This window comes from Rhodopirellula maiorica SM1 (assembly GCF_000346295.1).
Taxonomy (GTDB): Bacteria; Planctomycetota; Planctomycetia; order Pirellulales; family Pirellulaceae; genus Novipirellula; species Novipirellula maiorica.
Window position 1 is genome coordinate 1 of sequence record NZ_ANOG01000848.1, and the last position, 22,684, is coordinate 22,684.

The 22,684-nt window shown below is 54.9% G+C and carries 11 protein-coding genes; 7 read left to right on the forward strand and 4 right to left on the reverse strand.

The window, feature by feature from the left end; genetic code table 11:
- Window positions 1-133: 133 nt before the first annotated feature.
- Together RMSM_RS27230 and RMSM_RS27235 are read left to right on the forward strand one after the other, a co-directional pair.
- On the forward strand, window positions 134-1,060 hold the full coding sequence (locus RMSM_RS27230) for an alpha/beta hydrolase (RefSeq protein WP_160168387.1): 927 nt from the start codon (window positions 134-136) through the stop codon (window positions 1,058-1,060).
- A 228-nt stretch (window positions 1,061-1,288) separates the two neighbouring features.
- Entirely contained in the window at window positions 1,289-1,975 is a 687-nt protein-coding gene (locus tag RMSM_RS27235) for a lysophospholipid acyltransferase family protein (protein ID WP_008704561.1), read from the forward strand.
- Between the two features lie 100 nt (window positions 1,976-2,075).
- On the opposite strand, the gene RMSM_RS27240 is transcribed toward RMSM_RS27235, so the two are convergent.
- The 4 genes from RMSM_RS27240 to RMSM_RS27255 form a co-directional block, all read right to left on the reverse strand.
- On the reverse strand, window positions 2,076-8,543 hold the full coding sequence (locus RMSM_RS27240; protein WP_008704563.1) for a type I polyketide synthase: 6,468 nt from the start codon (window positions 8,541-8,543) through the stop codon (window positions 2,076-2,078).
- Window positions 8,540-13,321, reverse strand: coding sequence for a MupA/Atu3671 family FMN-dependent luciferase-like monooxygenase (locus tag RMSM_RS27245; RefSeq protein ID WP_008704565.1), 4,782 nt, complete (start codon window positions 13,319-13,321; stop codon window positions 8,540-8,542). Before RMSM_RS27245 ends, RMSM_RS27240 begins: the two co-directional genes overlap by 4 nt.
- A gap of 374 nt (window positions 13,322-13,695) precedes the next feature.
- Window positions 13,696-14,742 (reverse strand): ferrochelatase, encoded by a 1,047-nt coding sequence (locus RMSM_RS27250; protein ID WP_008704567.1) that lies wholly within the window; start codon window positions 14,740-14,742, stop codon window positions 13,696-13,698.
- A gap of 302 nt (window positions 14,743-15,044) precedes the next feature.
- On the reverse strand, window positions 15,045-16,595 hold the full coding sequence (locus RMSM_RS27255) for a C25 family cysteine peptidase (protein WP_008704569.1): 1,551 nt from the start codon (window positions 16,593-16,595) through the stop codon (window positions 15,045-15,047).
- 119 nt (window positions 16,596-16,714) lie between these two features.
- On the opposite strand from RMSM_RS27255, the gene pdxA reads away from it, so the two are divergent.
- From pdxA to RMSM_RS27280, 5 genes are all read left to right on the forward strand, one after another.
- A complete protein-coding gene (gene pdxA, locus RMSM_RS27260; protein ID WP_008704571.1) occupies window positions 16,715-17,674 on the forward strand; it encodes a 4-hydroxythreonine-4-phosphate dehydrogenase PdxA in 960 nt (319 codons plus the stop codon).
- 53 nt (window positions 17,675-17,727) lie between these two features.
- The gene (locus tag RMSM_RS27265; RefSeq protein WP_008704574.1) at window positions 17,728-19,392 is read left to right on the forward strand and encodes a DUF6798 domain-containing protein; all 1,665 of its coding nucleotides are present in this window, start codon (window positions 17,728-17,730) and stop codon (window positions 19,390-19,392) included.
- Window positions 19,393-19,912: 520 nt separating this feature from the next.
- Entirely contained in the window at window positions 19,913-21,130 is a 1,218-nt protein-coding gene (locus RMSM_RS27270) for a DUF1559 family PulG-like putative transporter (protein ID WP_040769585.1), read from the forward strand.
- 97 nt (window positions 21,131-21,227) lie between these two features.
- Window positions 21,228-21,410: a hypothetical protein gene (locus RMSM_RS27275; protein ID WP_040769587.1), complete on the forward strand. Its 183-nt coding sequence runs from the start codon at window positions 21,228-21,230 to the stop codon at window positions 21,408-21,410.
- Between the two features lie 216 nt (window positions 21,411-21,626).
- Window positions 21,627-22,166 carry a TMEM43 family protein gene (locus RMSM_RS27280; protein WP_160168388.1) on the forward strand — a complete coding sequence of 180 codons (540 nt, stop codon included), beginning with the start codon at window positions 21,627-21,629 and terminating at the stop codon, window positions 22,164-22,166.
- Window positions 22,167-22,684 lie beyond the last annotated feature (518 nt).

Sequence of the window (22,684 nt, forward strand, 5' to 3'; positions counted from 1 at the left end):
GCGAGTAACAAACACTGACGGATTCTACTACCGAGTCCGTCAGTGTTTTTCCGCTTCGTCCCTTCGGTGATCTCGTTCCCTCGTGGGCATGCTGGATCAACATCAAGCCATTGCACCTGGAGCACTCAACACATTGAATAAAAATGTCATGATGCTGACGTTCGTTTTCCTCTCGTGCATCGTTGTCTGTTCGGCTGTCGACGCACAACGGCCGATGGTCCAACGTGGCGTCATTACGCAAGAACGAATCGAAGCCGGAGCTTTCCAACAGTACATCCCACACAAGCGAACGCGTAAGACGAACGTGTTAGTGATCTGCCACGGATCAATCGAAGACGCCCAGGATTTGACCGCACTTAAGTCTTCACGAACCTTTATCGAGCGGTGGATTCCGTTTGCCGAGGCAACCGGGGTCGCGTTAGTTGCTCCGGCGTTTGATGTAGAGAATTTTGCCAGCGGTGGGAATGCTCCAGGAGGCGACGCCTGGGGTTATCGAGCTCTCGACGGACGCACGACAAGCTCGGACCAGTTCGTCAACATGATTGTGGACCGGTTCAAAAGTTTCGACCCAAACTTCGATGGCAAGTTTTATCTCTACGGTCATTCGGCTGGCGGACAATTCGCAAATCATTATTTGGTGGTTCACCCAGAACGACTTCACGGGGTTGTGCTTAGCGCACCCGCGATTTATGCGATGCCAGACCCTGATACCCCATGGCCTGCCGGCATGAAAGCTCGCAAACGCAATTTGCAATGGGGATCAGAAACAAAGGTTTTTGAGATTAGTCATAAGCTGGAAACCTGGGTCGAAGCCGTGAAGGTGCCCATCGCAGTCGTGATCGGATCGGCCGACACAGATCGGCTCTCAGACCAGCCTCAGCAAGGTGGATGGACGCGTTTGGCACGGGCTCAGCATTACGCAAGCGAGATGACGCGCTTCGCTAAAGAAAACGATGTCAGACCGGGCATCGAACTCATCGTCGTACCAAATGTGGGACATAGTTCTTCGCGATTGACCAATACGTGCGCACAAGCATTGTTGGTAATGGGAAACCGCTAGACAGAATTCATGTCGTGTACGCGAATGTGGCGATCTGCTATTGACCGCAACGCGGTCTGACAACATAGCCCGAGGTCGCGCAGCGCAACCTCGGGAACAACGTTTTCCAATTCGCCGTTGGCTGCAATGCTAGCATCATTTCTCGACGAAATGACTCTTCACGCCGAGGGCCTCGTTTTCGTATATCTAACGAAGACAGATCCAAGATTCTCGTTCTTGACGATAGCAATGAATAAAAAAATCGCTTGGTTGCTTGGCAGTGCCATCGGCCTGCTATTCACGATCACCCGTTTTACACTGCGGTTTCATTACCACAACGACCAACGCGATGAATTGACGTCTCAGGGTGTGGGGCATGTTTACGCATCCCTACATGCTCATCAGATTGCCGGTTCGATGGCAGCCGAACGTGGTACGGTCGCAATGGTTTCGCGATCGACGGATGGTGAAATTGTCGTTCCGCTGCTTCGTTTTTGTGGTCACGAACCAGTGCGTGGCAGCAGCGGTGGGGCTCGCAAAGGAGGCATGACGGCGTTAAACCAAATGATCCGTTTGGTCAGCAACGGCCGCGTCGCAACGCTGGCGATCGACGGCCCCAATGGGCCTCGCGGCCGCGTGCATGGCGGTGCGGCGATGTTGGGATTAAAGACCACTGCCGCCGTGTTGCCTTCGATCGTGATTCCCCGCCATCGATTTATTCTAAAAAGCACCTGGGATCGGCTGCAATTTCCGATGCCTTTCACTCGCGTTGATGCCTATTTTGGCGATCCGATGCGTCCTTTGGCGGGCGAAACCGTCGAAGCGTTTACGCTGCGAATCGAACGCGAGCTGCATCGGTTAGAACACAAGTATGATCCAAGTGAAGCCAAATTCCTGGCGGTCCGAGAGGAACTGGCCCAACAACGTGCTGCATAAGACTTAAGTAACTTTGGCACTAAACGGGTGGCGTTTGTAGCGGCGCGGCGCGGGGCCGCCCGGTCGAAACCGAACGTTTCATTCGCCTCAACCGGACGTTTTACTCGCTGCAACCAGACGGCTCGCGCCAAGCCGCTAACACGGCAGATGGAAGCGGCGATGCTGCGGCGGCAACACGCTCATTCGCTTGATCAAGACAACTTTTGAATTTGGTAGCCAAATTTCGGACATGCGGTTCGAGCATCATCGAATCGTGATCCCCCGTGACCTCGTAAACTTCGATCTTGCCTTGAATATGGGGTCCCCAGTGATTCAGCGGATCTCGGAATTGACGATCATGAGTCAGCAACCGGCCTCCCCATAATCGATGTGCGACTTCCAGCGGAGGCCGGAACAGACACACGTCGCCGTCATAGGGCCGTGTCGTGTATTTATCGTTCGCCTTTAAAAACGCGTCACCCACGAGTGCAGATCGGAACTGAGCATCGCTGGGATTGTTTAGCAACGCCACACGCTCTTCTTCTTGCCGCAACAGACTTTCTTGCCACTGCGAACGTTGCTGAGCATGGTAAGCGAAATAACGCCACCGATGTCGCCGGATCAAATCGAGGTGGATTTTCAGTTTATCCAGACGCGTAAGCGACGGACGTTCCACCGCTGGCGTGTCGAGTAATCCGAGAAAGGCGACCTGTTCGCCCACCGCGACCAACTGCTGAGCCATCTCATAGGCAGAGACTCCACCACCGGAAAATCCACTTAAAAAGTAAGGCCCGCTGGGTTGCACTTGCCGAACCTCGCTCAGGTAATCACGTGCCATGGCTTCGAATGTTTCATGAGGCGAATCGTCACCAATCAACCCTTTGGATTGAATCCCATAAACGCGTTGATCGTCCCCCAACCGGTTCGCTAGATAGCGAAGGTTCAGCACGTTACCGAACATCCCTGCAACCACAAACAACGGCGGTTTGACGGTATTGTCCGGAAGATGCAATGGGACAAGAAAGCGAGAGGAAGTCGGTTGACACGTTTTCGCTTCGGACGTTTCCGAGCGACCGCTTGCTTGGTCAATCATCGCAGCAAGAGTCGTGATCGTCGGAGCCTCGAACAGACTGCTCAGCGGCAATTCGACACCGTGCGTTTTGCGAATCTTGCTGAACAGCCGCACGGCCAACAACGAGTGTCCCCCGAGATCAAAAAAGTTGTCATCGCAACCGATTTGGTCAATGCCCAATAGATCCGCCCATAGTCCGGCCAGCGATTTTTCAGTACGCGTCTGCGGCGGCGTGTAACCGGTCTCGAGCTTGGGACGAGAAAACTTGATGTCGGATTCGGGCGAGGATTCGCCCAATTCGTTCATGCGAAGACGGAGCTCGTTCAAGTCCACGGGCGATACACACACCTGCGACACGCTGCTGTTCTGCAGCAACCATTCACAGACCTGTTGACCTTCGTCGGGCCGAATCCCCAATTGGTACGACTCGTCGAAGATCGCCTCGGAATCACTTAAAGAGGTTTGACTTGTTGTCGCTGATTCAGCCGGCTCGACGTTTCCAAATCGAAGCGAATCCACTGGCTGCATCTGTAATCGTTCAATTTGTACGATCAGATTGCCGGATTGATCGGTCACACGAATATCAAGCGAGATGACATCGGTGCCTGCGGTTGGCGATTCGGATAGCGTAATGTAGCTGCGAACGGTTTCGGTAAGCGAACCATACACATCCGCTGCCGCGTAGCCAATCGGAACGTACAGACCGGATTCGGAATGATAGTTACTCGAAAGCGGCAATCCGAATCCTGTGGCCATATCCAATAGCGCCGGATGGAGCGGATGCGTTTTCAAATCGTTTTGAAATTCGCCCGGTATCGACAGCGACGCAAAAGCTTGTCCATCCGAGTAGTGCAGGCAGTCATAACAATCCCAGCGCGGACCAAAGCGAAGCATTTGAGATTGCCGCGTGATCGGTGACGACTGCGGATCGCGTTTCTGGGTCGCCGGGTCGCAGCTACAACAGGGTAGCGGAGGCATTTCCAGATCGGCTTTCGGCGACACCGTGTTGCCAACGCTCCAATTGCCCACCGCGTTTAAATCCCACTGACTCATTCGAGAAACACGACTTTCGATGGTAAACGAGTTTGCCGAACCGGTCCTGGACAACCGGACTCGAATCTCGACTTCGGCGTCGTCATCGACCACGCAGGGTTTCAAGAAACTCATTTTGTCGACGTGCACCGACGCGGCATTCGTTATCTCGCGTGCGGCCGTGACGACCAACTCTAGATACGCGGTGCCTGGCAAAACCGCTTTTCCGTTGGCAGTCCGATGTTCGTCAAGTTCCCAGTGTTTCGCCACCGAGCGAGTAGCTGTAAATACGTTCTGTCCGCTGGACTCATCGACTCGACATGTATCAAACAGAGGATGATTCGCAGGGGCCGCATGGTCTTCGCTGCAATCGTTGTCGTGGTCATTGTTGTCGTGGTCATTACGATTGCCGTGCATACGGTTGTATGCCGCCGCGCCCATTCCGACGTCTCGCCACACCCCCCAATTGATCGAGACAATTCGAGGCGCCGTCGACGCAGCGGATTTGGCATCCGCGAACGCATTCAAAAATTCGTTGGCCCCGACGTACGCTGATTGTCCAGCGGGTCCGAGATACGTGCTGGTCGAAGAACACAGCACGAGAAAATCCAGCGACTCATGATCCAGAAATGCTTCGAGCAACTGCGTGCCGTGCACTTTTGCCGCCAATGCATTTTGGATCGAATCCACGGTTGCCGTGGCAATCAAGTCGTCATCCAATTCGCCAGCGGTGTGAAAGATGCCAGAGATTTTTGGAAACTGCTTTTTCACTTCGGTCAATACTTTTTGCATCTCAGCCGGATGAGCCACATCGGCCGTCGCCACCAATACCTTGGAACCCGAGGATTCAAGTTGCTTGACAAACCGTTGCCGCAAATCGTGTTGGATTGAATCAGAACGGGTATTCGTCGTACTCGACGACAGTGGCCTCCGCGCCAACAGGACTAAGTTTGCTTGGTATTTCGAAGCAAGCAACGTCGCTAGACTGCGTCCCATCCCACCAAAACCGCCCGTGATCAAATACGTGCCGCCGGTCCGCAGCAACGAATTCGGCGAGGGTTGATCTAGACAAACCGGTTCAAGCGACTTTTCGAATACTTTGCTTCCGCGGATCGCACGCACCTCGCCCGACGATGGCATTGCCGACTCGCGGATCAACAATTCAGCAATCGCAGCTCGCTGTTGGTCCGATGACGGCAGCGGGATATCGACAGCCAGTGTCTGCAAATTCGTGTATTCGCGAGGTGCAACGCGGACCGGACCGAGCGCAGTCGCTTTCTCGGGAAATGGGATCGGGTCTCCATTGACCGATTGCATCCCATTAGCGACCATCACGACCGAGCACGGGGTGTCCTCAATGATGCCTGCCATCGCTTGGATCGTCAGCGTCAATCCGATGATTCCCTCTTCCTGAATTCGCATGGCGAACGTCGATCCCGGACGATAACTGCAATCCTTGGTGATCGGCCACAAGTAGACGATTCGATCGGGAACAAAATCGTTTTGCGAAAGCTGCTGAGCAAGCTGAACGTACTGGTCACGTCCCAATTCAGGAACAATCACAAACTCGGATGGTGACACCGGATGAAAGATGTCTCCGCGACGAACGACGACAACCTTGTCACCACGTTCTCGAAGCTGGTTCGCCATTGTTTGACCGATACCCGCATCGTCGATAAACATCAACCACGACTTTCCCGAACCGTCGGGATCGGGCTGCGTCGATTCAGTGCGTTCGCGCCACTTCGATTGGTAGAACCACTGCTGAAAATCCTCGTTTTTCTGCAGCGGTTTTCGCACGCGTTTGTCTGTTTTAACCGATTCGTCCGTTGCATCGATCCAATATCGATCTTGCTGAAACGCATAAGTAGGCAAACTGATTCGTTTGCGAGTTTCGCCCGCCCATTGGCTTTTCAGATCGATTGGTAATCCCGCAGCCCACATGCGAGCGTAGGTCGACAGAAAGAAAGTGGTGTCGTCGATCGCTTCATTGGCGTGTCGGAGCGACGACAACACCGTCCGCTTCGGCGCGATCGATGGGTGCTGTCTCGCTAATGCACTCAAGATTTTTCCGGGGCCAACCTCAACGAACACGCTCGATTCATCACAGGCGACGGTTTCCAGGCACTTAGAAAACTGGACGGTATGACGAAGTTGTTCGCACCAATAATCCGCCGAGGTGGCTTCGGCGTCGGTGATCCAGGTGCCCGTTCGATTCGAAACAAACGGTATCTTCGGTGGGCTGAGCCGAACCGCCTCTAGAAACGCTCGAAATTCAGGCAGCACCGGGTCGAGCAGCCGCGAATGCGCGGCGATGCGTATAGGAATCCGCTTGCTTTCCACATCCTGTGTTTTGATCCGTTCGGCGAACTCAGCGAGGGCACCATCGGTGCCCGACACGACGCACATCGACGGCCCATTTTCCACCGCCAAATCGAGAGACTCGCCCGCCAGCACCGCCACTTCGGATGCCGGCAATGCCACCGTCATCATGCCGCCGGCGGGCACCCGCTGGAGCAGTTGGCCACGCAGCACGACCCAACGCAACGCATCCTCGAAATCGATTACTCCGGCGAGGCAGGCTGCGGTGTTTTCGCCCATGCTGTGGCCGATCAACGCCGTCGGCTTGATGCCGTAAGACATCCACAACTGTGCGGTTGCGATTTCCCAAAGGAAAATGGCAGGCAATTGGATGCCAGGACGTTCGAACTGTTGCTTGGCATCCGCGTCGGAGACGTCGCGGTTGAAAACCAGCTGCCGCAGGTCGACATCGATCAACGGGGCGAGCGTTTCGAATCCGCGATCAATCCATTTCCGAAAAATCGGTTCGTGATCGTACAGCCCGCAGCCCATCTGTGCATACTGGGCCCCGCCACCCGGAAACATAAAGGTGAACGAATTCTGCTTTGCATCGGCGTAGTGAGTGAAAACACGCCGCGAGTCTCGCGTACGCAGTGCGGCAATGGCCTGCTGACGGTCGCTGCTGACCAAGACGCGTCGATGTTCAAACGCTTCGCGTCCGACGTGCAGCGTATAGCCGACATCGGCAAGATCGACTTCGGGATTCTGCTCGAGATGATCCGCAAGTCGGTCGCATTGCTCATCAAGCGAATGAGGGTTGCGAGCCGATAGTGTGATGATCTGCTCGCGACGTGTCGGCGAGGTCGTTTGGATCGGTGGCGGAGCTTGTTCAAGGATGACGTTGGCGTTAGTCCCTCCGACGCCAAGCGAATTGACCATCGCACGACGCGGCGAAGCGGTTGTTTCCCAAGACGCGAGTGCTTTGGAAACGCGGAAGGGGCTGTTGGCGAAATCGATGGCCGAGTTGGCGGCGTGGAAATCGACACTCGGAGGAATCTCGCCACGATAGATTGCCATGACCGCAGCAATAAAACTGGCGACGCCCGAAGCGGTATCGAGATGTCCGATATTCGGTTTGACCGAACTGATCGCACAAAATCCGCGGCGCTCGGTGGTTTCACGAAACGCCGTTGAGAGCGCAGCGATTTCAATGGGATCCCCAATCGGAGTCCCCGTGCCGTGCGCGGCAACGTAACCGATCGATCCTGCGTCGACGTCGGCAATCGCCAGAGCTTCCGACGCCGCAGCGGCTTGTTGATCCACACTCGGGGCGAGATAACCTGCCTTGTTCGCGCCATCGTTGTTGATCGCCGAACCGCGGATCACCGCATAGATTCGGTCGCCGTCGTCGACCGCATCTTCGAGTCGCCGCAGTACAACCGCAGCGGCACCGCTACCGAATACGGTGCCCATCGCGTTTTCGTCAAACGCTCGGCAATGACCATCGGGTGATAACACTTCGCCGCTACGATAGTGATACCCCACGCGATGCGGCAATTCGATCGTCGAACCGCCCGCAATCGCTAACTCACATTCGCCCGCCAACAAACTTTGCACCGCGTTGTGAATGGCCACCAACGATGTCGAGCAAGCCGTTTGAATGTTGACACTCGGGCCGGTTAAGTTCAAACAGTAAGAAACTCTTGTGGTTAGAAAGTCTTTGTCGTTGCCGGTATGGCGAAGCAAAAACATACCAACGGAATCTCGAATCGCCGAATTTCGCAGCAAGTTGAACATGAAATAGCTGTTCATGCCACAACCGGCAAACACACCGATCGATCCATCAAATTGGCTAGGCGGATGCGTACTGTCTTCGATCGCCTCCCAACAACACTGCAAGAATTTGCGATGTTGCGGATCCATGATCGCCGCCTCTTTGGGAGAAAACCCAAAAAACTCGGCATCAAACCGATCCATATCCTCAAGTGGTGCGCCCGAGCGAACGTAATGGGGATCATCCAAGTCGATCTGCGAGACACCAGCTTGCAGCAAATCCTCATCGCTGTAGTCGCGAATCGATCGAACGCCGTCTCGCAGATTCTTCCAAAAATCGGGAGCCGATTTTGCGTCTGGAAAACGTAGACCGATTCCGACCACGGCAATTGCATTCTCGGGTAACGTCATGTGGATCGCTCCTCACGGCGTTTACCCAGCAACGCTTTGCGGCGTGACGCTCGTGATTGCCCGGCCGACACACGCGGCGGTGACGGCGAATCACTGCCTTGGTTTGTGGTCATCGCATCAATGTGTTGTGATAGCGTGCGAATCGTAGGAAATCGAAACAAATCGGTGATCACAATCGATGCACTCAATTGGTCTTTGAGCATCCGGTGGGCCCGCACGGCCAGTAGCGAATGTCCGCCAAGATCGAAAAAATTATCATCCAGTTGAATTGAATCAAGTTGCAAGGTTTGACACCAAATGGTTTCGAGTTTCTGCTGTGTCGCATCCAGGTTGACTGCCGCAGCCAACTTCGTTGCCGACGAGATCACTTCGTCGCGATTCCACCGGGGCAGCGCCTTGCGATCAATTTTACCATTGGGCGTGAGCGGAAACTCGTTCAAACAAACCCAACGAGACGGGATCATGTGCGACGGCAGCGTTTTGCGAAGCGAGTCTCGCAACGTCGATTTCAAATCTTCGCTTGGCACTATCGACTTTGCCCCGGTATTGCTTAGTACGGCATTGCTTAATTCGGTATTTTTGAGCACCACGTAGGCCACCAATTCGACTGACGCGGTCGCATTCGGATCAGCGACGACGACACTTTGACGAACCATTGGGTGAGTATCGATGGCGTTTTCGATCTCTTGCAATTCGATCCGGTGTCCTCGGATTTTCAGCTGGAAATCGGATCGACCGAGGAATTCAATTTCGCCGTCGGCGTTCCAGCGAGCCAAATCGCCGGTGTTGTACATGCGACCGCCATCGCCACTTGAAAAAGGGTCCGGCCGAAAACGATCGGCGGTCAAATCGTCTTGCCGCAGATACCCTGCCGCAACACCGTCACCGCCAATCCATAGATTTCCCGCAACTCCATCGGGTAGCGGTTGCAGAAAATCATCAAGAATATAGATCCGGGTATTGGCAATCGGTTTACCGATCGAACCGCTGAAGTTGAAATCCTGATCAATCACTTTGCTGGTCGACCAGACGGTGGTTTCGGTGGGTCCGTAGACGTTCACTAAACGTGCCGAGCTGGTCGCCAAGATTTGCTCAGCAAGTTGCCCAGGCAGTGCTTCGCCGCCTAGCATCAAGTGGGGAATCGACGTGATTGCAGTTCGCGTATCGTCGTCTTCGAACAACATTTGGGCCATCGAAGGCGTGCATTGCAAATGCGTGACACCGTGCTGACGGACAAGTTCGCTAATCGATTGGTTTGCGACCGGCGGGGGCGCGATCTCGCTTTGCGCCCGCAAACGAAGCGAATCGAGGTCTTTCAGATGAGTGTAGGCGACATCCGCCGCGACGCCGAAGTCGATCAAGCAGGCAATCTCGGTAACGCCCGCCCCGTGAAGCTTTCTCACTAGGTCGAGACATTTATCGGGCGTTCCAAACAAGCCACTCGACTGAAAATAACGCTCAAAGGAAAATGCCAATAGATCGTCCATTTCAGCATCGCTGATCTTATCGAGATCCAATTCGGCCACCGTTGTTCCATCGGTCCGTTTTTTGAACGCAGCCCAAGTGTGCGAGAATCCTTTCAGCAAACTTGCCGACGTTCGCAGGTATTCGGTCAACGGTTTACGAACAAGCTCGCGGACTTCGTCATTCGAATCGCCAACAAACGTATGCACCATCACGGTGACTTCGCCCGGCCCTTCGTGCCCCGCTTTGGCTCGGGCGTCACGATACGCCTCGATTCGCGCGGTCAATTCTTCGATCGTTTGTCCCAACAGATGCGTCAGAATATTGGCCCCGATGGATCCAGCCATCTGGAACGTGGCTTCGTTGCCAGCGGTGGTGACCCAAACCGGCAACTCTTGTTGCAGCGGCCGCGGATACGTTTGAATGGTCACCGGTTTGCCATCATGACCTGCAAATTCCACGGTCTCGCCACGCCACAGCCGACGCACTAGGTCGATGTTTTCCAGCATCACGGTCTTGGCGTTTGCATAGTTTTCCGGAGCAAAAATAAAATCGTTAGGCTGCCACCCCGATGCAAACGAAATACCGACGCGGCCCTGTGATATCTGGTCCACCACCGACCATTCTTCGGTGACACGAGCCGGATGATGAAGCGGCAACACGACACTGCCCGACCGGATGGCGATGCGGCGGGTGACCGCGGCCACCGCGGCACTGGTCACCGACGGGTTGGGATACAGACCGCCGAAATCGTGAAAATGACGCTCGGGAGTCCAAACCGACGAAAAATCATGAGCATCGGCGAATCGGGCCCCTTCCATCAACAACTGATACGGCGACTCGCTCTGATTCGCACTGCTGGAAAAATAGAACAAACCAAAATCAATCGGTTTCGTGTCGCGATGCAACTTGGCCGTCGATGCGATTCGCGAGGGCGTGTCATGCAGGACGACTTTGAACCCACGTGCCAAGGTCCACAGCAATTCCAGCACCGAAATGTCGAACGACAAACTGGTCACGGCAAGCCAAGTGCCCGCAGGATCATGCGGAATCAGATCATCCATCCCGGCAAAAAAATTAATCACGTTCTGGTGTGTGACCATCACGCCTTTGGGACGGCCGGTTGAACCTGAGGTGTAAATGACGTAGGCCCGATTCGATGGTTTGCTGGCGGAATCTTGCGTTCCCGGGTTTTTCGTCTCGTTTTGTGGTGCAACGACATCACCAATGTCAATGGTCTCAGTTTCACTCTTCGGAACACGAGCACGACTGAGCTGATCGACCAAAATGCAGCGTAAGCCGGCATCGCGGATCATCAGCTCGATACGATGCGAAGGAAACTCGAGGTCCAGCGGCACGTAAGCAGCGCCGGTCTTCATCACCGCAACAATCGCCGCGACCATGCCAAGGCTTCGTGTGGTGGCAATTCCGACCAGATCGCCCTCGCCGATCTGCTTGGATTGAAAATACGCGGCAAGTCGGTCGATTTCCGCGGCAAGCTGCTGATACGTCCATTGCTGTGTCCCATCAACCAATGCCGTTGCCTGAGGCGTGCGTCGCGATTGAGCGACTATCGCTCGGTCGATTGTTTCGCTGTGATTGTAGTCACGATCGGTGTGATTACGCTCGACTAAGATTTGTTGCTCTTCAGCCTTGCTCAGCAGCGAAATGGATTGAACAGGCTGCGAGTTGCTGATTTCGCAACCCGCGATGAAACGCGGCAAGCGAGAGATCGCCCAGGCCCATCGATCGTCAAGTTCTGATAGTCGATAGCGAAGCACAGCGTCGGAGCCATCCGGTGTCACCCTCAATGACAGTGGGAAATTGCAGCATGAGGATTCAGCCACCGAATCAATCACATGAATGCTGGCCGTATTGCTGAGCAGGGCATGGTTGATCGCAGGATAACGTAGCGGCAGATCCGCTGCGAAACCTCCATGTCGCTCCATCGCGTCGCGTTCCGTTCGGACGTTGTCTCGATGATTCGCAAACGATTCCTCCGGAACCACGTCAATTTTCAAAGGCCGATGAGCCGCAAAAATCTCCGTAGCAATGCGCGACGAATCAATGGGAGACGAATCGTAGAACGCGACGTCAAAGTTTTTGTTGCCGCTGATACGACTTAGAAATAATCCGAACGCAGCAATCATGTCGTCGACGCCCCAACCCGCGGGAACGGAAATCGGAAGACATGTTTCCGCGGTTGAGGCTGGTTCGGTTGAGCTTGGTTCGATTGAGCTTGGTTCGGGCGAGCCTGGTTCGGTTGTGCTCGCGTCTCGCGAAACGCTTAACGGTTGCACCTTGGCAAGACGCTCGATCCAAAAGGATTGGTGTTTGGCGGCGGATCCAGCGGCATCGTTGATGGCGTCTTGCTGATTCGTGCTCAAAGCATCAAGCAACTCGCCGACAACAAACGCATCGGCCAGATGTGTATCAGTCGAGCGTTCCCCATTTAGCAGACGGAGGCTTCCAAGCCGCAGGTTCCTGGTTTGAGTTGCCACGACAATCGCGTCGGATTCCACTGCGATGATCGTACCGGGTGCAGCCGTCGATGGCGTCTTCATCACATCCGCCGAACGTGTAATCCACCATTGGTTGCGATAGCGAATTTTAGGTAGAGCGAGTGGGTTCTCGAAGCGGTCGCCAAAGTCCAATGCGCGAACGACGGCGTCACAAGCGATCGCGGAAGCCGAGGTGTCAATCCAGCCTTCGCAGTGAAATCGCTGGTCTCGCGAAAAATAGCTCCGCTGTCCCAGGTCTTGTGGCGTGGGACAAAATGATCGATCCAACATCCGATCGACCAGCGTGTCAAACGAATCGGTGGCCGCTTCGAAACATTTCGTATTCAGCGTCAGCGAGGTCTCGTCGCTGGCAAGCTCAATCGGAACTTGCAGCACGATGTCGCCCGTGTCGGGCTGGTCGGTCAACACATGCCACGTGATCCCGTGACGTGGTTCGTTTGCCGCAATGGCCCAAGCGGTCGAATTTAGTCCGGCGTATTGGGGCAGATACGAATCATGAAAATTGATGGCCATTCGTGAGGCCAATGCAATCACATCTCGGGGGATCATCTGCAGGTAAGTGATGCTGAGCAGAAAATCGAACGGAGCCGCAGCCGCAGCAGCATCGGCGAGGGCGTGGGAACTCGATCGAGGGTCAACGCAGGCGATCCCCTGGTCTCGCGCCCATTGCAACACTTCGGGATGTGATGACGCGACCGCAGCAATCCGGAATCCACGGGCCAGAAGCGTTTCGGCACACTGGACGACAAGAAGTCGATCTCCCAATAGAAATGCCGAATGCGGTTGGGTCATGTGTATCAGTGATGCAAGCGTAACTCAGGAGTCCAACGTATCCCCCCATTAGCATACTAGAGTTTGCTTCTCTTATATAAGCCTTGCAACGACTTAGTAGAATTTTCTCACGTTTGCCCCCAATTTCGGCTCAGTGAACGCGATTGCCGCTGGACAGTCTCCCCTCTCATCTCCTGTATCGAAAATTACGAATCCCATAGCGAAACTCGTGACGAGTTTCGTCCACGCTTGGCTCGCAATTTCGGATGAGTTTCGCTACGAAAAGTGATGTCTGTCCACTCTCGACAGACGGGAGGCCAAATTTACATTCGGAAATCAATCCGCCGATCAATCCTGGCGATCAATCCGACGTCGGAGACGTCGGGCGACGATTGTCATCCCTCATTTCGACTTGGGGGACGGCGCTGGGGTGTGTACAGACAGCAATCGGCGGGGCATACATCGTGCCAAGGACCGAGGTCGCCGAGGGCACGCCGCATCGGGTCGTCGGACAACCGTTCCTGAACGAGCTCGCGAATCATGCTGACAAACTTAGGCGACACTCCCGCCGTGGCCGCTCGTGCCATCTTGATCCCACGCGATTTGCAAAGTTCCGCGGCTTCTTCGTCCAAATCAAACAGCACCTCCATGTGATCGCTCACAAATCCGATCGGCATCACAATTAACGAACCTAGCGGCGACGATTCGTCCAGTTCCGCAATTGCGTCGCACACGTCGGGTTCGAGCCAAGGTTGCTGAGGTGGCCCGCTGCGGCTTTGGTAGACCAATTTCCAATGGTCGGCGCCCGCCATATCGGCGACCAAACGACAAGCCTCGTTCAGCTGCCGCTCATAATCGCAGTGATCGGACATCGAATACGGGATGCTGTGAGCCGTAAACAACACTTGCGTCTTCGTCACATCGGCATCAATGGACTTGGCAGCCGTTCGTAGGTTTTCAGCCAACGTTTCGATGAACAGCGGATGGTTGAATCCCATTCGCACCTTTTCGACTGCGGGTGCATCGTCGCCGACCGCCGTCTGTGCCGCGATGATGTTTTCGCGATATTGTCGACAACCACTATAGGAACTAAACATGCTGGTAAAGAAAGCGAGCGAGCGTTTGCAGCCATCGTCTCGCATCTGCCGCAACGTGTCTTCGAAATACGGCGCCCAATTGCGATTGCCCCAGTAAACCGGAAGCTCGATGCCGCTATCGGCAAATTCGCTTTTAATGGCAGCGAGCAGCTGACGATTTTGCTCGTTGATGGGGCTGACGCCGCCGAAATGTTGGTAGTGCTCGACGACTTCCATCATTCTTTCACGCGGCACATTCTTGCCTCGCAACACATTTTCTAAAAATGGAATGACGTCATCAGGACCTTCGGGACCCCCAAAGGAGACGAGCAAGAACGAGTCGTACGGCAGCGGTGTATCAGACATACAGGGCAAGTCTTCGGTGGGGGGCAAGTCTTCGATGGGGGAACAGGCGGTCCATCGAATCGGGCGATCATTCGTCCTGAACTTTAGAAGATCGGCAAGAGTGTGTCGATAACGCAGCCAACCTCACGATTCACCCTCCCAGCTTGCGTCGGGAGGGTCGGAGAACGAGCCTTCAGCGAGTTCTCCGGGGAGGGTGGTCGTCTCTTTCTTGCACCGTCCACCCGCTAACACAGCGAGCTCCACCCAGAGGGGAGGTGAATTCCGTTCTCTCTGATCCAAACCATGGCGATTCGGCAAGCGGATTAACGCTCATTCGGCTGGCGAACGATGGTGGATGCTGACGCGGTTGCCCACGTCTGCTCGCCCGCGACCAAGCAACGGACGGTCAACCGACCGCTGATGTCGGTCGGCAGCACAAATACGCACTGATGCGTTTGATTGGCCGTGACCGGTTGCGTCACTGATGCGATGGACGTTTTATTCGGATCGTCGTCGTCCGTAGAAGATCCAAGCGGTCGATCGAGTGTCATCGTTAATTCGCCATCAATCGAACAAGTCGACTCGATCGTAATCGTTTCACCAGGGTTGTAGCCCGGGGCGACCTTGATAGCGACTGGTTCGGGGGGATGCAGACGCAGTGTCGGATCGCCAAGCAAATTGTATAGACGGACGTGCTCGCGACGTTCATCGACCAATTGGGTTCCCGCCGGGCTAATCAATGTGGCGAGCGAGTCAATCATCATTTGCGTGGTCGATCGATCGGTCGACGATTCACGCTGCATTTGGACCAAGGTTCTCAGCCACGCATCGCCCAGCCGAGCTTCTTTCTGGTGATAGACGCCGTCGATCAGTCCTAGAGCGGCCGTTGCGTTGCCGTACGGCATCGTCACTCGAGTCCCCGCAATCACCGCAATCGGGCCTCCATCGGCCAACAGCATTCGTTCGGCAAAACAGTCCTGGGGCGCATCGATCGCTCCGGTGTAACATGCCAACAACAATGCGATCGGCGAAGCAGCACCTCCACAGTTCAGTTGCCCGACACTGTCGCAATCGAGGACCGGTTGCCCTTCAGCACTGGAGGGAACTCGATCTAAATGAGTGACTTGGCCGTGGCCTGCGTAGACCCAGAACCGGGCTCCCCGATTGTAATTTTCGATCACCGCTTCGGTAAACGATTTTGCTTTCGGAAAGAATCGATGATTCGGACTGGCGTAAGCAACCGTGGTGCGAGTTTCGGCGGGCAGGACTCCGGTCAGGATCGTTCGCGTGACCGATTCGATCGCGGTGTCGATCATTCCGCCAAATCCGCCGATGCCACCGACCAATTGCAGATCGCCACGCCATAACCCGAAGTCCGAATTTTGCTCGTAGCGGATGATTCGCTGGACCAGCGATTGCAATTCCGTTTCCGCCTTGACCGGAAATCGGCCCACCACCGCATCCGGAATGCCATCGCCATCGAAATCGCCAAACGGCATATCACTCGATAACGTCGGGGTAGAGCCGTATTTTGCAGTCACGGTGGTCGCGAAATACGTGGTCGGAATCTCAAGCAGAGGGTTGCAAGTGGTTCCAATCGACGGAGCATCCCCCACTAGCAACACATACCGGGTCGTAGGATCCGCCGAGGATTGGATCGCTGCCTGCAACGACTTGGCATCGGGTTGATTGTCGATGATCGAAACACTCAATCCGTCGCGTTGGCGATGATCGATCCAATGACTTAGCTGGGCACGATAGGTGGGGGGACAGACGGCCAAGATATCGGCGGCCGCCGCACGACGTTCCACAATTCCACCGCCGATGGCCAGCAGCACGACAGAAAGTGAAACAAGGGTTTTGCGAGAGAACATACCGGCCATTTTAGAAAGGGATCGAAATCAGCTAAGCTGCGTTTCGAGGCGTACGGCTCAATTGTAAAGTGCGACAGTCGCTCCTATCTCAACGAATCCAAGTTTTTTACGCTAGATCAATGTCCGACGACGCTACGATGCCCCCCAAAAAAATCGCCATCACTGTCGGCGACGTTGCCGGAATTGGCCCCGAAATCGCCTTAAAATGCGCCTCGTCGGCCGAAATCACGGCATTTTGCACCCCGATTCTCTTTGGCCCCAAGGCGGTGCTCGAGCGAGTGGCGAGCCAATTTGATTTACCGATGCCCACCGTGGTGGACCTGCCGCTCGACAACATCAACGCCCTGATCCCTGGACAATTCAGTGCCGATACCGGACGAGCATCGTTTGCAGCGGTGTGTACGGCGATCGACGCGACGCAGGATCAACAAACCGCAGCGATCGTCACAGGCCCGATCCAAAAGGAAGCATGGCACGACGCCGGGATCGAATTTCCTGGACATACCGAATTGCTGGCGGCACGAACCGGAACCGATGATTTTTCGATGATGTTGACCAGTGAAGCGATCTCGTGTGTGTTAGCCACAATCCATATCCCGCTGGCCGACGTGCCCGCGGCGCTAACGAGCGAAGGAATTTTGCGAGCGATCCGCATGGGGGCTGACGCTCTTCGGCGACGGTTGAAGCGACCGCCGCGGATTGCAGTCTGTGGATTGAATCCGCACGCGGGCGAAAATGGCTTGTTCAGCCATGGCGAAGAAGCACGCATCATCGAACCGGCAATCGAACAAGCTCGGCAGGAAGGCCACGATGTGATCGGCCCGTTACCGCCCGACACCGCATTCACCCCGGCAATGCGAAGCAAAATCGATGTCTATGTCTGTATGTATCACGACCAAGGCTTGATACCACTGAAGGCGCTTGCCTTTGACGATGCGGTCAACGTTACACTGGGGCTTCCCATCGTTCGAACCAGTGTCGATCATGGCACTGCGATGAACTTGGCCTGGAAGGGCGTCGCGAATCACGCCAGTATGATGTCGGCGATCCGCATGGCGGCCGATCTTTGTAGCGGCTAGAAAGAACGAGGCAATCTAACTTTGTGTCAGCTGTTTTTGAGGTAGCGGATTTAATGCCAGACGATGACGAGTCGGCGAGTCAGGAGACTGCGGTTGCGGGACAAACGATCGATGCTTCACGGTCGAGATGGTGGCCGGTATTGGAAGTGATCGCGGTCGTCGCGTTGTTCTTTATCTATGCCGCCGACGCGCCGCCGATGGTGAACGAAGCTCACTATTTGGTGAAAGCAAAAAACTTCTGGCAACCTGATTGGTGCGCGAACGATTTGTTCACGGCGTCGGGCAAAGCTCACACCACATTCTATTTTGTGTTTGGTTGGCCGACGCTCTTCCTGTCGCTCGAAGCAACCGCATGGATCGGCCGCTTCGTCGGTTGGACGTTGATCGCCATCGGGCTGTATCGATTGACCACCGCGCTGATCTCGAGGCGTTTTGCGACTCTGGGCGTCGCGGTCGCTTGGATCGCGGCAATCGAGTACGGAAATCTCGCTGGCGAATGGGTGATCGGCGGAATCGAAGCCAAAGTGCCCGCCTATGGTCTGGTCCTGATGGCGCTCGCCGAACTGGTACACCGCCGTTGGAACCGCGTTTGGATTCTGCTGGGAATCGCCTCAGCGTTTCATGTGCTCTCGGGCGGTTGGTCCGTCGTCGCGGTAGCAATCGCTTGGCTGTTCTGCGAATGGCCGCGTCCTCGAGAGGATCGCAAACCGTTTTTTACGCCTGCATTGTTTCTTGGCGGAGCGATCGCATTGATCGGAGTGGTACCGGCATTGTGGTTGACGATGGCCGGCGAGACGGTGGACTCGGTGCGAGTCGCGAGGATCTATACATTCTATCGCTTGCCACATCATTTGCTGCCATCGAACTTTCAATTTCACTGGTACGTGCGGCACGCCGTGCTGCTCGCCGGTTGCATCACGCTTGCCTGGATCACTCGTCATCAAGGTCATTCTGAAGCGAGCAATCGCGATGGCTGGAATCGCTTTCGTGCGTTTGCAGTCGGAGCGATTTTGATTGCCGTGATTGGCTTGATCCTAGGTGGACTGAAAGTGTACGCGCCCGATATGGCAGCAAAACTGCTGCGGTACTACTGGTTCCGGCTCTCCGATGCCGTTGTCGCTCTGTGGTTTGCCCTGTTGCTGGTACGCTGTGTCGCTCAAAGACGCCAGTCAAAAGCGATGCAGATTTCAGGTTTTGCGGGACTGGCGATTTGCCTGGTTCTGGTGGGAATCAGCAGTTTCGATCGAATCCGATTGGCAGTCCCACCTTCGGCCAGCAACGCGATGCTGGGTTGGGACGTCGATGCGTCGCCCGCCAAACAACAGCAAGTGTTTGAGGATTGGTTGAAGGTTTGTGATTGGGTTCGCTTGGCGACCGATCGTGACGAAGTTTTTTTGACGCCGCGACATCAACAAAGTTTCAAGTGGTACGCCGAGCGTGCAGAGGTGGTGAATTGGAAAGATGTCCCTCAGGACTCCAAAAGTTTGGACCAATGGTACAAGCGGTTCCGTGAAATCTTTCCACCCCGTCTCAGTACGATTCGCGTCACAATTCACTATGCATCATTGATTGAGTACCGCAAAAAATACGGCGTAAACTACATCGTCGTCGATCGCCGAATCACAGGCAAACACATGCCGCTGGTCCGCATCTATCCGCTCGAAGAGCACGAAAATGACACCTATGCGGTTTATGAACTGCCCTACGCGATGCCCTGATTCGCGGCGCCCTAATTCGCGATGTTTTGATGCGTGATACTTAGATCACTGCATTCTTCAACGCGTGGAATAAACTGCTAAGCATGTAGGCAGGAATCATTGGGGGAAATCCCGTTAGCCGTTTGGGCCAACGCTGTGAAAGCTCGCTATAAATGCCTGCCACCGTGAGGGATTGGTCGCACTGAAACAGCAGCGTTCATTCAATGGTCGCGAAAAAACTCAGCATCTGGCACTTTTGTGCTTGTTTTGGCACTAATGTTAAGGTTCCCCTCCTTGCTCGGGGGTAGAGTTGGCCGGACAAGTCAGTTCATCGGCGTATAAGCCCACCTTAAGGCCAAATTGCAGACGCAGCCGGCGAAGACCAAAAATGCTCGCTAGGGCGGTTTCGGTGATTGCGCACAGTGGCGTCCAAGGTGCAACTGCCGATTTCTGACATGCCTTGTGCTTTAACGTTATCTGCCAAGGCAAATCTATTCGCGTTCCACTTATAGGAACAAACTCTTTTCAAAAGGAGATGCATATGTGCGTCGACTCTCGAAAGAAAGGCTTCACGCTCGTGGAGCTATTAGTCGTGATCGCAATTATTGGCGTGCTTGTTGGGTTATTGCTCCCCGCGGTCCAAGCCGCTCGTGAAGCCGCACGCCGCATGAGTTGCAGCAACAATTTCAAACAGATTGGCTTGGCGGTGCACAACTATCATTCCGCCTACAAGCAACTGCCTACCCATGGCGGAGGCACCACTGTCGCGACCGGCGGCAATCGTGTCGGGGGAAGCGCCGCTGCGGTTCCGAAAGTGTCCAACTTTCTGGAACTCAGCTGGCTCGTCGGTTTGACTCCGTTCATGGAGCAACAAGCACTTTGGGAGCAGATTTCTAATCCACTAAAAGACCCGAAGACGGGAGCACTGTGGCCACCGATGGGTCCTAACCCACGAATGGATAATGCGAATTTCAATGCTTCCTACTATGCACCTTGGATGACCGAGATTCCGGGATTGCGATGCCCCAGCGATCCCGGTGTTGGTCTACCTGCGAAAGGCCGCACTAATTACCTCGCCTGTGTGGGCGATTCGGCGCGTCATATCAATGGTGGCGTCAACGACCGCGGCGTGGACACAAATCCCAGTGCAGCTCGAGCAGCCTGCCGTGGATTTTTCCAACATCGAAGAAAGAGTCGCTTTCGTGACGTCCTCGATGGTCTTTCCAACACGATCTGTGCGGGTGAAGTTGCGACCGACTTAGGCGACAACGACGTTCGTACGCGCGGCAATCAACAGAGCGGAGGCAGCGTGTCGCTTGCCAATGGCAACACGCGATGCGATGGCAAGGTTGATCCAGAACGTCCTGGATTCTGGAAAACACCGCCGTCGGCTGGCTATGAAACGGCAGGCGGAATTCCGCGTGCAGAGCAACGACGGGGATACGAGTGGTCGATGAGTCGCGGAATTTGGGGAATGCTAAACACTGTCAAACCCCCAAATTCGTACCTCTGTGGCGACAGCAATAATTTCAACGACGGGATCTATCCGCCCAGCAGTCGCCATCAAGGCGGCGTGCATGTGTTGATGGGAGATGGTGCTGTTAAATTCATCACCGACTCGATTGAATCGGGTGACCAAACGAGTGCCCACGTTAGCAACGACAGCAACCGCTTGCCCGCCGGATCGAAGAGCCCGTTTGGGCTGTGGGGAAGCCTCGGCACTCGCGCCAGCAAAGAAATCATCGACGAAGATTTCTAAGTTGCTCGCTCTTTTGATCCTATTCTCCTCCTTCCCAGACGAGATCGCCTGGGAAGGAGGGTTCGTAAACTCTAAACCGTTTTAGGAAATGATTCGTATGTCAAAATCTTGGATTCTACTATCACTGTTTGCATTTGCATTGGTCATCAACACGGGGTGCAGTGCTAATTCAGGAGCACCGACCGAGGTGACCGAACTCGATGAACTCGAGCAATACGTGGCGGATAATCCATCTGCCAGCGAAGAAGGAAGCGACTCGCCGATCGACGGTTCCGACTGAGTCGCGCGGGCGTTTTCTGAGCCCCCAATTGTCGAGCTGACAAAGCATTAAAGGGACAGCATCACAGGGACAGAGCACCAGAGGATACATGCTCTGTCCCTGAGTTGGCTCTCTGTCCCTGAGTTGGCTCTGAGTTGGCTCCACTCGCTTCCGCAAATTAATTACCGCATGTTCCTTGGGCTGAGCTTGGTAAACTTCAAAAAGCGTAAGCGAGAGATGTCAAAACGTCGAAAATTCGACGATCCCGACTCCCCCGCGATCGGCGATTTGCGAATTTGGTTTAGCACCACACCGAACACGGACGTTAGCGTGATGGCGAAACAGTTTGGTGAAACATTCGAACCGTATGCGACGCACTCGGGCACCGAACTGAACATGTTGACGCTGGGCGTGGTCAGCCCCGAAGCGATGATCGCCCGCGCCGAGGCAGACAATGCGAATCTAACCTGGATTCTGCGTGCTGCCGGTGTGATTTTGATGTTCTTTGGCGTTTTGATGGGGCTGAAACCACTGGCGGTCTTGGGCGACGTGATCCCGCTGTTCGGCAGCATCGTGGCGTTTGGAACTGCATTGGTGGCCGCGGCCATCGCGATCAGTCTATCATTGATCACGATCGCAACCGCGTGGATCGTCTATCGACCGCTGCTGGGGATCGGTTTAATCGCCGTGGCCGTTGCCCTCATCGTAGTCTTGGTGGCACGATCGAAACGGCAACCCGAAGTACTTGCTCCTGGCGTGTTTGAAGTCGTCGACTAGAGAAGTGGTGCTGGCCGAATTGCTACGAAGCGAAAGTCACGAAATTTTCTTCCGCCCCCCATCTCGCTGCCCCCAACTCGCTGCCCCCATCTCACCAGCCTTCATCCGCCGGCCTTTGCATCGAGACACGCGGGCGACTTGGTCGCCGCAAGCAGCTTGGTATCACACGGAAAAATCTGGCACTTTCGGTGGCGTTCGCTACGACGGGTACGAACCGCGCCAACCGCAAAGAGCGAAGCGAACGCAGGCTTTGTGGCCGCAGACGACAATTTGCCAACCGACTCGGAAAACATCAAGCTTCCTGCGTGCTAGGCTTTATCAAAGTTGTTAGGCTAAAAAGAGGGACGATGCGGCTGTCAAACTCGGGCTTGCAAGTCAAATAGAGCGTCCCCGGATCAGGGCGTTCGATCGGCCAAGGTTGCTGGATAAAACACGATGGGATTAACGTACTTCAAGCGATTTCGGATGGAGTTTGATCTCACCGGCCCGATGATCGACGAAGCGGCAACGCCATCGGG

Coding starts and splice junctions, on each gene's coding strand:
- RMSM_RS27235 (WP_008704561.1), top strand. CDS start 1,289: ATGAATAAAAAAATCGCTTGGTTGCTTGGCAGTGCCATCGGCCTGCTA.
- RMSM_RS27240 (WP_008704563.1), bottom strand. CDS start 8,543: ATGACGTTACCCGAGAATGCAATTGCCGTGGTCGGAATCGGTCTACGT.
- RMSM_RS27245 (WP_008704565.1), bottom strand. CDS start 13,321: ATGACCCAACCGCATTCGGCATTTCTATTGGGAGATCGACTTCTTGTC.
- RMSM_RS27250 (WP_008704567.1), bottom strand. CDS start 14,742: ATGTCTGATACACCGCTGCCGTACGACTCGTTCTTGCTCGTCTCCTTT.
- RMSM_RS27255 (WP_008704569.1), bottom strand. CDS start 16,595: ATGTTCTCTCGCAAAACCCTTGTTTCACTTTCTGTCGTGCTGCTGGCC.
- pdxA (WP_008704571.1), top strand. CDS start 16,715: ATGTCCGACGACGCTACGATGCCCCCCAAAAAAATCGCCATCACTGTC.
- RMSM_RS27265 (WP_008704574.1), top strand. CDS start 17,728: ATGCCAGACGATGACGAGTCGGCGAGTCAGGAGACTGCGGTTGCGGGA.
- RMSM_RS27270 (WP_040769585.1), top strand. CDS start 19,913: ATGTGCGTCGACTCTCGAAAGAAAGGCTTCACGCTCGTGGAGCTATTA.
- RMSM_RS27275 (WP_040769587.1), top strand. CDS start 21,228: ATGTCAAAATCTTGGATTCTACTATCACTGTTTGCATTTGCATTGGTC.
- RMSM_RS27280 (WP_160168388.1), top strand. CDS start 21,627: ATGTCAAAACGTCGAAAATTCGACGATCCCGACTCCCCCGCGATCGGC.